Origin of the sequence: Bradyrhizobium sp. IAR9, assembly GCF_013408065.1 — a bacterium.
Taxonomy (GTDB): domain Bacteria; phylum Pseudomonadota; class Alphaproteobacteria; order Rhizobiales; family Xanthobacteraceae; genus Bradyrhizobium.
Window position 1 is genome coordinate 23,382 of record NZ_JACBZW010000010.1, and the last position, 12,780, is coordinate 36,161.

The window sequence follows — 12,780 nt, forward strand, 5'->3', positions numbered from 1 at the left end:
CCTAAAATGGCATGGCTGCGCGGCGTGGACGGGCGCACCGATTGCCCCTTTAGGTACCTTTGGGGGCGGGCCAGTCCTGCAACGTTGCCAAAAGTTTAGGCCCGAACGAAGCGATTTTTGCGGTGTACCGGTCAGCGGTGCATCCCGGCCTTGAAGAAACCAGAATGGTATTGTGAGAAGTGGATTGGATCGCCAATTGCATGGCGCTTCCCAAGTCTGCTTCCCAAGTCTCGAGAGACGAGCCCAAGCAAGCTCAAGCGAACCGCCAAGCAAAAAGGCAAGCCCATCCATGCGGAAAACCCTGCTGTTCCCTCTGGGCGCGCTCACCGGAGCGTGTCTCACCCTTCTGGTCGCCAGCCCGCACGGTGGTGTATGGGCGGCACGGGCGGCAGCGAGCGCGGACAATGCCTATTCCCAGCTCAACCTGTTCGGCACGGTGTTCGAGCGCGTCAAAGCGAGCTATGTCGAGAAGCCCGACAACGCCAAGATGATCGAAGGCGCGATCACGGGCATGGTGACCTCGCTCGACCCGCATTCGCGCTACATGAACGCTAAGGCCTGGACCGAGATGCAGGAGACCACCTCCGGCGAGTTCGGCGGCCTCGGCATCGAGGTCACGATGGAAGACGGCCTCGTCAAGGTCGTTTCGCCGATCGACGATACGCCCGCCTCGAAGGCAGGCCTGATGTCCGGCGACCTCATCAGCAAGATCGACGGCGAGGCCGTGCAGGGCATGACGCTCGAGCAGGCCGTCAACAAGATGAAGGGCCCGGTCGATACCAAGACCAAGCTCACCATCGTCCGCAAGGGCGCTGACGCGCCGCTCGACGTCGCGATCACGCGCGAGATCATCCATGTGCGCCCGGTGCGCTTCCACGTCGAGAACGGCGACATTGGTTATATCCGCGTCACCTCGTTCAACGAGCAGACCACCGACGGCCTGAAGAAGGCGATCGCCGCGATCTCCAAGCAGGTGCCGCAGGAGAAGCTCACCGGCTACGTGATGGACCTGCGCAACAATCCGGGTGGACTGCTCGACCAGGCTGTGTCCGTGTCGAGCGCCTTCCTCCAGCGCGGCGAGGTCGTCTCGACCCGCGGCCGCAGTCCGGAAGAGACCCAGCGCTTCACTGCGCATGGCGGCGACCTCACCAAGGGCAAGCCGCTGGTGGTCCTGGTCAATGGCGGCTCGGCCTCGGCTTCCGAAATCGTGGCCGGCGCGCTGCATGACCACAAGCGCGCGACCATCATCGGCACGCGCTCGTTCGGCAAGGGGTCGGTGCAGACGGTCATTCCGCTCGGTGCCGGCAATGGCGCGCTGGCGCTGACCACGGCGCGCTACTACACCCCGTCGGGCCGCTCGATCCAGGCCCAGGGCATCGCCCCCGACATCGAGATCCTGCAGGACGTGCCGCCGGAGCTGAAGGGCCGCATGGACACCATGGCGGAGTCCCAGATGCGCGGGCATCTCTCAGCCGGCGAGGGCGGCGAGCAGACCGGATCGCAGTCCTACGTTCCGCCGAAGGAGGAGGACGACAAGGCCCTGCATGCCGCGTACGACTTCCTGCACGGCGTGAGCGCGAATGCAGTGGCCGCAAAGCCCGCGTCGAAGGCTGCAGTGCCGAACTAGGTCTGGCGGCCTCCAGACATCGATCGCCCGGGAGTGGATGTCCGCTCCCGGGCGATTTCGTTTGGGACCTTAGCGGTGTCCGCAGCGGGCCTAACTCGCCTCGCGGCGGCGGGCTTTCGCGCCGCCGCGCTGGGCGAGCCGGCTGCGATGCAGCGCAAACAGCTCCAGCACCTTGTCGGCGGGCTTCGCGGCGCTGAACAGATAGCCCTGCATCTCGGAACAGCCGAGCGCGCGGAGCAGACGCTGCTGCTCCTCGGTCTCGACGCCCTCGGCCGTGGTGGTCATGCGGCGCGCGGCCGCCAGATTGACGACGGCCTGGACGATGCTGGCCGAGCCGTCGGGGCCGGCGATGTCGTCGACGAAGCAGCGGTCGATCTTGATCTTGTCGAACGGGAAACGGTGCAAATAGCTCAGCGACGAGTAGCCGGTGCCGAAATCGTCGAGCGCGATGCGCACGCCGATGGCGCGCAGCTGGTGCAGGATCGCCAGCGCCGTGTCGTCGTCGCGGATCAGCACCGCCTCGGTGATCTCGAGCTCGAGCCGGCTCGCCGGCAGGTTGGAAGCAGCGAGCGCCGCCATGATCTTCAGGGCCAACGTGCCGCTCTTGAACTGCACCGGCGAGACGTTGACGGCGAGGCGGATGTCGTCGGGCCAGTTCGCAGCGTCCCGGCAGGCGCTCGCCAGCACCCATTCGCCGATCTCGTTGATCAGACCGGTATCTTCGGCGATCGGGATGAACTCCGCCGGCGAGACCATGCCGCGCGCGGGATGGCGCCAGCGCACCAACGCCTCGCAGCCGGTGATGCGTTCGTCCTTCAGGCTGAGGCAGGGCTGGTAATAGACCTCGAGGCCGCCGTCGCGCCCCCCTTGGGCGATGGCGTGGCGCAGGTCGCTCTCGAGCTGCCGGCGCTCGCGGACCTTGGCATCCATCTCCGGCTCGAAGAAGCGATAGGTGCGGCGTCCGGCGGACTTGGCGGCGTACATCGCCATGTCCGCGTTCTTGAGGACCTGGTCGAGCGCCGTGGCGTGTTCCGGCGCGAGCGCAATGCCAATGCTGGCGTCGGTGGTGAGATGGTGGCCCATGCAGTCGAACGGCGCGCGGATGGCGGCGAAGACCCGTGCGACGAGCTCGTTGACCTGGTCGAGCGATGCCACCGCGCTCTGGACGATGGCGAACTCGTCGCCGCCGAGCCGCGCCACGAAATCCGCCGGGCCGGCACAGCGGCGCAGGCTTGCGGCAATCGATTTCAGCAGCTCGTCGCCGACGAGATGGCCGAGCGCGTCGTTGACGCCCTTGAACTCGTCGATGTCGATGTAATGCACCGCGATCTGTTCGTCGTTGCCGACCGCGGCCAGCTCTTCGCGCAGATGCTCGTGGAACATGGTGCGGTTCGGCAGGTCGGTCAGCGCGTCGTAATGGGCGAGGTGGGTGATGCGCTCCTCGATCCGGCGGCGCTCGGTGATGTCCTCATGGGTCGCCACCCAGCCGCCGTCCGTGAGCGGCTCGTTGAGGATGTGGATCGAGCGGCCGTCGGAGGTGTCGACCACCATGGAATTGCGCGTATGGACGCCCTTCAGCACGCGCACGACATAGTCGTCGATGTCGCCCGTGAACGAGCCGGTTGCCTTGCGATGGGCGATGATGTCGTGGAAGCTCGAGCCGGGCTTCACGATCTCGGCCGACAATCCGTACATTTCGAGATAGCGCTGGTTGCAGACCACCAGCCGCTGCTGGGCGTCAAACAGCAAGAGTCCCTGCGTCATGTTGTTGACGGCGCGATCGAGCCGCTGCTTTTCCAGCGTCAGCCGTTCCCGCGAGAGGCGGTGCTGCTCCAGCAGCTTGCGCACGATCGCGATCAGCAAGCCTGCGATGGCGAGTGCGGAAGAGGCGGCGATCGAGATCAGCATGCCGATCTGCTCGCGCCAGTCCGTCAGGGCGGAGGCGCGCGTCGTGGTGGCCATCATCAGGATCGGGAAATGAGGCAGCGCGCGCGAGGAGATCAGCCGGTCTTCTCCGTCCACCGGGCTCGTGAAACGGCCGGCGAAGTGATCGAGGTCGAAAACCCTCTGATGCTGCACCGGACCAGTTTTGAAATTCCGCCCCATCAATTCGCTGGAGTGGGGATAGCGGGCGAGCAGCGTCCCGTCGCGATGCAGCATCGAGATCGTCGCACCTTCGCCGAGCGCGACGGATGCGAAGAATTTCTCGAAATTGGCGGGCTCGATGCCGCGTCCAACGGTGCCAAGGAACTCGCCGTTCGGCCCGACGATCTTGCGCACGATCAGGACGGTCCAGGCGCCGGAGATGCGACTGTGCAGCGGCTCGATCAGGACATCCGGCGAATTGGGATCATCCTTGAAGGTGCGAAAATAGGCGCGATCGGCAACGCTCACCTTCGGAGCCGGCCATGCCGACGACGAATTGATCAGATTGCCTTCGGCATCGATGATGTTGACGCCCCCGATGTAGGGCAGCGCCTCGATCTTCGAGCGCAGCATCCGGTGGATGTCCTGGCCCGAAAGGCGCTTGCGATAGTCCTCGACGGTCGTGATTCCGGTCGTGCGGACGTGGTCGACGAAATCCTTCTGGATGACCGCGAAGTCCTGCAATTGCTGGTCGAAATGATGGGTGAGCAGCAGCACGGTGTTTTCCAGCTCGCGGCTGGAGTTGCGCAGCGCCCGCTCGCGGAAATTCTGCGCCATCAGGACAGAGCCGACGGCGATGGCCGCGATCAGCAGCGTGCCGCCCACGACCAGCCAGCGGATCGGTCCGCTGCGCACGAAGGCCTGGTCAAAGAGGCGGCTGCCGAATCTCGTCATCATGCTGGATCATTGCCGTGCACACGTCAGGATCAATTCTGGCCCCGAAGACACCCGTTGGTTTTACGGGAACGGTGTGGAGGCGAAGTTAGGAAGCGCGGTTAACGCTGTGTGAACGGTCGCGCGCAAATGCAACTGAGGTCCGCGATACAGCGGGCAGGAATTGCCGAAGGCATTGGAGGGCGCCGGTCAATTCCTGCCGGCCACGCCACAATCAACCAAGCCCTAACCATCTAACGTGTTGGGGAGCCTCAAATCGGCGTTGGCACGTGATTTGCGACATGCCTGCTGACGACGACATGCCTGCTGACGACACAGAGAGGACGCAACGATGAAAAACACCCTGAAGAACTTCCTCGCCGACGAGCGTGGGGCAACCGCGATCGAGTACGGCCTGATCGCGGCCGGAATCGCGCTGGCCATCATCACCGTCGTGAACGGCATGGGCGCCAAGCTCAACAGCAAATTCACTGCGATCAGCTCTTCACTGCGCTGATCGCGTGGGTTCCGCTGCGCGCCAGTATCGCCACCATGATCAGCGCCGCGAGGATGTTCGCGGCGGCACTGGTCAGAATCGGCATCGTGTAGCTGTGGTTGACGTCGTAGGCGAAGCCGGCCGCACTCGGGCCAATCAGCGTGCCGAACGCCACGCTGGTGTAGAGAATGCCGATGATTCCGCTGACATTGCGTCCGCCAAAATAGTCCATGACCACAGAGGGCAGCACCGCGACCCAGCCGCCGTAGAACACGCCGTAGATGAAGGCAAAAGCGGCGAGGGTCCAGACCTCAGCGGCAATGGCCCAGATCGCCATCGCGAGCGCCATTCCGGTCAGGACCAGGATCAGCGAGCGGTCGCGGCCCATCCGGTCGGCGAGTGCGCCGAGAAAGAAGCGGCCTGCGGTGCTGCCGGCCCCGATCACGCCGAGCAGCAGCACTGCAGAGGACGCCGCGACCCCGTGATCGCGCGCGTAGGGCACGAGATGGACGAACGGGACGAAGGCTCCGAAGGAGCAGACCAGACACGATAAATAGAGGGCGACAAATCGCGTCGACCGGACCGCCTCGCGCACGGATGCGCCGCCGGCGTTGCTGGCGCCCGCGACATCGCGAGGCGGATCGCCATCGGGTCCGAGGCCGCGGTGCTTCGGATCGTTCTCGATGAGCAGCGACATCCCGCCGCCCAGCACCAGCGCAATCGCGCCCAGCACCAGATAGGCGCCGCGCCAGCCCACCGAGGCGATCAGCAACGAGGCGAGCGGCGGCATCGCCAGCGTACCGAGCCCGATGCCGCTCACCGCGAGCCCGGAGGCAAAGCCGCGGCGCCTGACGAACCAGCGTTGCACCGCGCCGATGGCCGGAACATAGGCGCATCCGACGCCGAGGCCGACGCCGAGCCCGTAGGCGAGATAGACCTCGACGACGGACCGGGCAGTGCTCGCAGCCGCGAGTCCGACCGCGACCAGGATCATGCCGGCGACGGCCAGCGGACGCGAGCCAAACCGGTCGGCGAGGGGACCGCTGATGAGGCCGAGCGCGAAGTACAGAAAGCCCGCGATCGAAAACACCAGCGAGATCGAACCGCGCGAGGCGCCGAAATCGCGCTGGAGCGGCTCGAGGAATGCGCTGAACGTGTAGGCGGAGCCGAAGCCGACGAACATGACGGCAAACGCCGCCGCGACGACGAACCAGCCGTGGAAAATGCTTCGCTGAGCGGGCGTGGATCGAGTGGTCAATGCGGCCTCTGCGAGGTGAGGGAAGGATGGCGACGATGCCAGGACGTGGCCCGCTGGAAGGCCGCGCCGGCGCGCACGAGCGTGGCCTCGTCCAGATGGGCGGCGACGAGTTGGAATGCGATCGGCAGCCCGTCCGTCGACGCACCGCCTGGCAGCGTGATGGTGGGATGACCGGTCATGTCGAACGGGCAGGTGTAGCGCTGCAGTTTCGCGATCAGATCCGGCTGTTCGCCGAGCGTCTGGATCATGGCAAGCGTCACTGGCGGGAACGGGTGCACCGGGATCAGCAGCAGGTCGATGGTCTCGAACAGCGCAGTCACCCGGCCGCGTAGCGCCAGCCGCCGCAGCAGGATCTTCTGATAGTGGAGAGCAGATAGAGCGCGGCCGGTCTCGATCACGGAGGCGAGGATCGGACCATACTCATCCTTGCGAGCGGGATAGGTCGCCTCATGAGCGACCGCAGCTTCCACCGCACAGTTCGGCGTCCAGTCGGCGATCGCCTGCGTGACGTCGGGAAATCGGACATTGACGGTGTCGGCGCCAAGCGCGCGGAAGGCATCGATGGCGTCCGCCAGCACGCGCTGGGTCGCAACGTCCACGTCGTCGCTGTTCCAGGCGGGATCGACGCCGATCCGCAGGCCCCGCACGTCCTGTGCGGCGGCGGCCAGATAGTCGGGCACCGGATCGACCAGCGACGTCGGGTCGTTCGGATCGTATCCGGCGATGACGCCGAGCAGCGCACCGGCGTCGGCCGCGCTGCGGCCGATCGGTCCGACATGGTCGAGCGTCGCGGCAAGCTCGAACGTGCCGTGGCGGCTGACGCGGCCCCAGCTCGGCTTCAATCCGGTCAGGCCGTTGGCGGCGCAGGGCCAGCGGATCGAACCGCCGGTGTCGGAGCCGAGCGAGCCGAAGCAAAGTCCGGCAGCCGTCGCGACCGCCGAGCCGCTGGACGAGATACCCGGCCAGTAGCTCGCATTCCACGGATTCTTCGGCGGTTTCACCAGCGGATGGTGATCGGCATAGGCGCCCTCGGTGAGTTGCACCTTGCCGAGGATGACGGCGCCCGCGTTCTTGAGCCGGCGCACGACGGTTGCGTCTGCACTGGGACGAAAGTCGCGATGAAGCGTGGTGCCTGCCGCCGTCGGAACGCCCTCGGTCCAGAACAGGTCCTTGAGCGCAATCGGCACGCCATGCAGGGGCCCCCGATACCGGCCCTGCGCGATGTCCGCGTCCGCGGCCTTCGCCTTCGCCATGGCCGTTTCCGCCATCACGTGAACGTAGCTGCCGAGATCGCGGTCGATGGAATCGATCCGGTCGAGTTGCGCGCGCGTCACCTCCAGCGCCGAGATTTCGCGCGCCTTGAGGCGTGCCGCGAGCGCGGTGAGTTCGAGATAGTGCAGGGCGTCGGCCACGGCTCGGTTCTCCATTCCGGTGATCGCAGAGGCGTTCGACCCCGAGGGATCGTTCGACACCAGTATAACTAAGATACAGGTGTCTCTTGCTGTCAACCAGTAAATCTGTTTTACTGGTGTTCAAATCTTTGGTGTTCCGATGTCGAAAGAGTCGCGCAAATTCCAGGTTCCCGACGCGTTGGCGAACCTCTACGATTTCGCCAACACGCTCGATGTTCGCCACTTCACGCATTTCGGCGTGGAGCACCCGGAGAGCGATGAGCTCAGTGGCCCGAAGGACCTGGCGGACTGGATGCGGGAACGCGGCCTTGGCGCCAAGGGCCGCCATGTCACGCCGGCAATGTTCGAGACTGCGCTGAGGTTGCGGGGGGCGTTGCGTGCCTATCTGCAGTGCGAGCCGAGCGAGCGGCTCCGGAACAAGAGCGTTCTCGGCACGCTCAATGACGCGCTGGCGCCGTTTCCGCTGCGGGTCGAGGCGCTCGCAGGCCGTGGCGCAACGCTGTCAGCGGCGCGCGAGGATGCGCTCGCCGGCCTCTCGGCCATCGCGATCGAGCTTCATGACGCAACCCTCGTGGGAACGTTGGACCGGCTGAAGATGTGCGCGTCGGAGGAATGCCGCCGGGTGTTCTTCGACCGGTCGAAACCATCGACGCGGCGGTGGTGCATGTCGACGCTATGCGGCAACCGGATGAAGACGCGCGCTTATCGCGAGCGGCAGCGCGAGGCGAAATAGAGCGGATTGCGCAGTCAGGCGCGGTAATGGCCGGACTTGCCGCCGAGCTTTTCGACCAGATGGATGCCCTCGATGCGCACGCCGCGCTCGACCGCCTTGATCATGTCGTAGATGGTGAGGCAGGCGACCGAGACGGCCGTGAGGGCCTCCATCTCGACGCCGGTCGGACCCGTGACCTTTACGCTGGCGCGGACGAGGCAACCCGGCAGTTTTGCGTCGGGCTCGATGTCGAGCGTCACCTTCGACAGCGCCAGCGGATGGCAGAGCGGGATCAGCTCCGAGGTGCGCTTGGCGGCCATGATGCCGGCGATGCGGGCGGTGCCGAGCACGTCGCCCTTCTTGGCATTGCCGGATACGATCAGATCGAGCGTCGCCTTGGTCATGACGACGCGGCCCTCCGCGACCGCAAGCCGCTCGGTCGCGGGCTTGTCCGAGACGTCGACCATCCGCGCCTCGCCGGAGGCGCCGATATGGGTGAGGGCCGGGACGGCTTTTTTCGCCGGCTTGCGCGCCATGTCAGCGCGTGCCCGTCGCGCGCGCCGCACTCTGGCGCGCGAGCAGCGTGCGCGTCGCGGCGGTGACGTCGGCCTGCCGCATCAGGCTCTCGCCGACCAGGAAGGTCGACATGCCGACGCGCTCGAGCCGGGCAAGATCGGCGGGCGTGAAGATGCCGCTCTCGCCGACCATCAGTCGATCCCCGGGGATCAGCGGCGCCAGCGTTTCGCTGGTCGCGAGCGTGGTCTCGAAGGTGCGAAGATTGCGGTTGTTGACCCCGATCATCGGCGAGCGGAGCTTGAGCGCGCGGTCGAGCTCGGCGCGGTCGTGGATCTCGATCAGCACGTCCATGCCGTAGGCGAGCGCGGCGTCTTCGAGGTCTTTGGCGGTGGTATCATCGAGCGCGGCCATGATGATCAGGATGCAATCGGCGCCGTGCGCGCGCGCTTCCGCCACCTGGTAGGTGTCGAACATGAAATCCTTGCGCAGCACCGGCAGTGCCGTCGCTGCACGCGCCGCCACCATGAAGTCGAGATGGCCCTGGAACGAGGGCGTGTCGGTCAGTACGGACAGGCAGGCCGCGCCGCCGGCCTCATAGGCCTTGGCGAGCTGGGGCGGATCGAAATCGGCGCGGATCAGCCCCTTCGACGGCGAGGCCTTCTTCACCTCCGCGATCAGCGCGTAGTCGCCATTGGCGTGCTTGGCCTTGATCGCGCGCACGAAGCCGCGCGGCGCAGCTTGCGTCTTGGCCTTCGCCTCGACCGACGAGAGCGGCTCGGCGCGCTTGGCGGCGGCGATCTCTTCGCGCTTATAGGCTTCGATCTTGGTCAGGATGTCCGACATGTCAGGCTTGGCCGTTCGAGATCGCAATCAGGTGCTTCAGCTTCGCCTTGGCCGCGCCGCTGTCGATCGACTTGATGCCGATCGCGACGCCCTCCTTGAGGTCCTTGGCGCGTCCGGCCACCACCAGCGCGGCGGCGGCGTTCATCAGCGCGACGTCGCGGTAGGCGCTCGGCTTGCCGTCGAGCACGCTCTGCAGGGCGATTGCATTGGCGTCGGCGTCACCGCCTTTCAGCGCGCCGGCCTCGCATCGCGGCAGGCCGGCGTCCTCCGGCGTCACCTCGAAATTGCGGATCTCGCCGTTGTGGAGCGCGGAGACGAAGGTCGGGCCGGTGAGGGTGATCTCGTCGAGGCCGTCGGAGCCGTGCACCACCCAGGCGGATTCAGAGCCGAGGTTCTTCAGCACCTGCGCCAGCGGCTGCACCCATTGCCGCGAGAACACGCCGACCATCTGCCGCTTCACGCCCGCCGGGTTGGACAGGGGGCCGAGCAGATTGAAGATCGTGCGTGTCGCGAGCTCGACCCGCGTCGGGCCGACATTCTTCATGGCCGGGTGATGAGCGGGCGCGAACATGAAGCCGATGCCGCATTCGCGCACGCAGTGGCCGACCTGCTCGGGCCTGAGGTCGATCTTCACCCCGAGCGAGGCCAGCACGTCGGCGGCGCCCGAGCGCGACGACAGCGCGCGGTTGCCGTGCTTGGCCACCGGCACGCCGGCGCCGGAGACGATGAAGGAGGCGCAGGTCGAGACGTTGACCGAGCCGGAGCCGTCGCCGCCGGTGCCGACGATGTCGACGGCTTCCGGCGGTGCCGTCACGCTCAGCATCTTGGAGCGCATCGCCGTAACGGCGCCGGTGATCTCGTCCACCGTTTCGCCGCGCACCCGCAGTGCCATCAACAGGCCGCCCATCTGCGAGGGCGTGGCTTCGCCCGACATCATGGCGTCGAAGGCGGAAGCCGCTTCCTCACGCGACAGGCTGGCGCCGGTCGCCACTTTTCCAATGATCGATTTCAGGTCGTCCATCGCGTGCTTTCAACTCACTGGTTCGCGCCGGTCACCTGCGCGAAGGCGGCCTGATTAATGGTGGTCCCGATGTCGGTTTCAAGCTTGTTGACGTAAGAGGCGACCTGCTCCTCGGTCTGGGCACGGTCGAGGCCTTCCTTCAGCTTCTTGATCGCGTCGGAGGCGGCGTCGACCGCGGGTTCGACGATGTCGGTGACGCGGAAGACGATCACCTCGGTGCCGCCGGTCACCGGCGTCTGTCCGACGCCGTCCTTGGCGGTGCGGAAGGCGGCCGATACGACGGCCGCGGGCACGCCGGCGGGCGTATCGTCGCGCTTGAAGCCGGTTGCTGTCTCGACCTTGGCGCCGATCGCTGCGGCTTCATCGGCAAGCTTGCCGCCTGCTTCGAGCTTCTGCACCATCTCGGTCGCCTTGGCCTTGAGCTTGGTGGCGATCTGGTCCTGGCGCCAGCGCGCCTCGACCTGGTCGCGGACCTCGTCGAGATTGCGGTCGCGCGAAGGCGTGATGGCGAGCACGTCGTACCAGACATAGCCGCCCTTGAACGAGATCGAGTCGTTGTCGACGCCGACATCGGTGTTGAAGGCCTGCGACACCACGTCGAGGCCCTGCGGAATGTTGGCGACCGGCTGGCCGTTCGGGGCGCGGCCGGAGCGGTCGACCGCGTCGATGGTCACGGCGGTGAGGCCGAGCTTCTGCGCAGCGTCGATCACGCTGGCACCGCCGCCGCGCTCGTCTTCCATCTTGTCGCGGAGATCGGCGACCTTGACGCGCGCGCGTTCGGTGGCGATCTCGCGCTTGATGTCGCCGGCCAGGCTGGCGTAGTCCGCCTCCTTGCCCGGCTCGATCTTGTCGACCCTGACGATCGCGACGCCGAGCCCACCCTGGATCGGCTTGCTGATCTCGCCGACGGGAAGCGCGAAGGCGGCATCGCCGACGGCGGCAGCGAGCGAAGACTTGGTCACGAGGCCGAGGTCGACATCGGAGGCGCTCAGCCCGCGCTCCTTGCCGAGATCCTCGAACGACATTCCGCCGACGAGGCGCTCGCGTGCGGCCTGCGCGTCGGTCACGTTGGGAAACACGATCTGCTGGATCTGGCGCTTCTCCGGCGTGCCGAGCCGGTCCTTGCGCTGCTCGAACATCTTCTTGGCGTCCTCGTCGGAGACCTCGCTCCACTTGCCGATTTCTTCCGGCGAGACCACGACGAAGGAGATCTTGCGGTATTCGGGCGCGCGGAACTGAACCTTGTGATCCTCGAAATAGGCGGCGAGCGCCTCGGGCGAGGGCGCGTCGATCTGGCCGGCCTGGGCGGCGTCGAGCCTGACGAACTCGATGGCGCGCTGCTCGTTCTGGAAGCGCGTCAGCACGTCGATCATGGCCTTCGGCGGCTCGAGGCCGGCGCCGATCGTGCCGGTGATCTGCCGGCGCAGCGACACCTTGCGCTGCTCGGCGACGTAGCGTTGCTCGGTATAGCCGAAATTGCGGATCACGGCCTGGAACCGGTTCGCATCGAAGCTGCCGCCAACGCCCTTGAAGTTGGGGTCGTTCATGATGAGCTGGCGGATCTGGTCGTCGGACTGGCCGAGCCCGAGCCGGCGCGCCTCTTCGTCGAGGGCGGCTTCCGCGATCGTCTGCTGCAGCACCTGGCGGTCGAGGCCGAAGGCACGCGCCTGGTCGGGCGTCAGCGGACGGCCGAACTGGCGGCTGATCTGTTGCAGGCGGTCCGTGTAGATCTGGCGGAACTCGTTCAGCGAAATCTCGGTGCTGCCGACCTTGGCCACCGTGGACTGCCCGAAGCCCTTGAAGATGTCGGCGATGCCCCAAATGCCGAAACTGACGATCAACACGCCCATCACCACGGCCATAATCGTCTTGCCGAGCCAGTTTGATGAGGCCTTGCGCATTCCTCGAAGCATTTGGTCCAACTTGTTTGAGCAGGAGGGGAACGGGAGCGCGTCTTAATGCAGATTCAGCAAAAGCGCGTCACCAAATTGATCAATCATCATAAAGTGGTGGCTTTTCCCCCGCAACCTCGGGTCCGGCGACCGTTTGCGGCTGCGGTTAAAAGCCTCTGGTCTCTGGAACTGCAGCAGGTCCTC

Annotated in this window: 10 protein-coding genes; 3 read left to right on the forward strand and 7 right to left on the reverse strand. The window is 66.0% G+C overall.

Annotation, left to right across the window (positions count from 1 at the left end):
- The first annotated feature begins 289 nt into the window (after positions 1-289).
- Positions 290-1,627 (forward strand): S41 family peptidase, encoded by a 1,338-nt coding sequence (locus GGD67_RS24555; protein WP_018320263.1) that lies wholly within the window; start codon positions 290-292, stop codon positions 1,625-1,627.
- 90 nt (positions 1,628-1,717) lie between these two features.
- Here the strand turns inward: GGD67_RS24555 and GGD67_RS24560 are convergent, their stop codons facing one another.
- Complete coding sequence (locus GGD67_RS24560) at positions 1,718-4,450, reverse strand: EAL domain-containing protein (RefSeq protein ID WP_179736442.1); 2,733 nt, start codon at positions 4,448-4,450, stop codon at positions 1,718-1,720.
- Between the two features lie 328 nt (positions 4,451-4,778).
- Here GGD67_RS24560 and GGD67_RS24565 point away from each other — a divergent pair, with 328 nt between their 5' ends.
- Positions 4,779-4,943 carry a Flp family type IVb pilin gene (locus GGD67_RS24565; protein WP_179736444.1) on the forward strand — a complete coding sequence of 55 codons (165 nt, stop codon included), beginning with the start codon at positions 4,779-4,781 and terminating at the stop codon, positions 4,941-4,943.
- Here GGD67_RS24565 and GGD67_RS24570 read toward each other — a convergent pair.
- Together GGD67_RS24570 and GGD67_RS24575 are read right to left on the reverse strand one after the other, a co-directional pair.
- A complete protein-coding gene (locus GGD67_RS24570; RefSeq protein ID WP_179736446.1) occupies positions 4,924-6,180 on the reverse strand; it encodes an MFS transporter in 1,257 nt (418 codons plus the stop codon). The genes GGD67_RS24565 and GGD67_RS24570 overlap by 20 nt on opposite strands.
- Entirely contained in the window at positions 6,177-7,592 is a 1,416-nt protein-coding gene (locus tag GGD67_RS24575) for an amidase (RefSeq protein ID WP_312009941.1), read from the reverse strand. Before GGD67_RS24575 ends, GGD67_RS24570 begins: the two co-directional genes overlap by 4 nt.
- 139 nt (positions 7,593-7,731) lie before the next feature.
- Here GGD67_RS24575 and GGD67_RS24580 point away from each other — a divergent pair, with 139 nt between their 5' ends.
- Entirely contained in the window at positions 7,732-8,325 is a 594-nt protein-coding gene (locus GGD67_RS24580) for a CGNR zinc finger domain-containing protein (RefSeq protein ID WP_179736450.1), read from the forward strand.
- A gap of 14 nt (positions 8,326-8,339) precedes the next feature.
- On the opposite strand, the gene moaC is transcribed toward GGD67_RS24580, so the two are convergent.
- Genes moaC through GGD67_RS24600 form a run of 4 tightly spaced genes read right to left on the reverse strand, consistent with a single transcriptional unit; the run spans position 8,340 to position 12,597 of the window.
- Positions 8,340-8,840, reverse strand: coding sequence for a cyclic pyranopterin monophosphate synthase MoaC (gene moaC / locus GGD67_RS24585; protein WP_018320268.1), 501 nt, complete (start codon positions 8,838-8,840; stop codon positions 8,340-8,342).
- Position 8,841: 1 nt separating this feature from the next.
- Positions 8,842-9,663 (reverse strand): indole-3-glycerol phosphate synthase TrpC, encoded by an 822-nt coding sequence (gene trpC / locus GGD67_RS24590; protein WP_179736452.1) that lies wholly within the window; start codon positions 9,661-9,663, stop codon positions 8,842-8,844.
- 1 nt (position 9,664) lies between these two features.
- A complete protein-coding gene (gene trpD / locus GGD67_RS24595) occupies positions 9,665-10,684 on the reverse strand; it encodes an anthranilate phosphoribosyltransferase (protein ID WP_092256981.1) in 1,020 nt (339 codons plus the stop codon).
- A gap of 14 nt (positions 10,685-10,698) precedes the next feature.
- Entirely contained in the window at positions 10,699-12,597 is a 1,899-nt protein-coding gene (locus GGD67_RS24600) for a SurA N-terminal domain-containing protein (protein WP_179736454.1), read from the reverse strand.
- Positions 12,598-12,780 lie beyond the last annotated feature (183 nt).

Excerpts from the sequence above, each read along its gene's own strand:
- GGD67_RS24555 (WP_018320263.1), top strand. The coding sequence starts at position 290 with ATGCGGAAAACCCTGCTGTTCCCTCTGGGCGCGCTCACCGGAGCGTGT.
- GGD67_RS24560 (WP_179736442.1), bottom strand. The coding sequence starts at position 4,450 with ATGATGACGAGATTCGGCAGCCGCCTCTTTGACCAGGCCTTCGTGCGC.
- GGD67_RS24565 (WP_179736444.1), top strand. The coding sequence starts at position 4,779 with ATGAAAAACACCCTGAAGAACTTCCTCGCCGACGAGCGTGGGGCAACC.
- GGD67_RS24580 (WP_179736450.1), top strand. The coding sequence starts at position 7,732 with ATGTCGAAAGAGTCGCGCAAATTCCAGGTTCCCGACGCGTTGGCGAAC.
- moaC (WP_018320268.1), bottom strand. The coding sequence starts at position 8,840 with ATGGCGCGCAAGCCGGCGAAAAAAGCCGTCCCGGCCCTCACCCATATC.
- trpC (WP_179736452.1), bottom strand. The coding sequence starts at position 9,663 with ATGTCGGACATCCTGACCAAGATCGAAGCCTATAAGCGCGAAGAGATC.
- trpD (WP_092256981.1), bottom strand. The coding sequence starts at position 10,684 with ATGGACGACCTGAAATCGATCATTGGAAAAGTGGCGACCGGCGCCAGC.
- GGD67_RS24600 (WP_179736454.1), bottom strand. The coding sequence starts at position 12,597 with ATGCTTCGAGGAATGCGCAAGGCCTCATCAAACTGGCTCGGCAAGACG.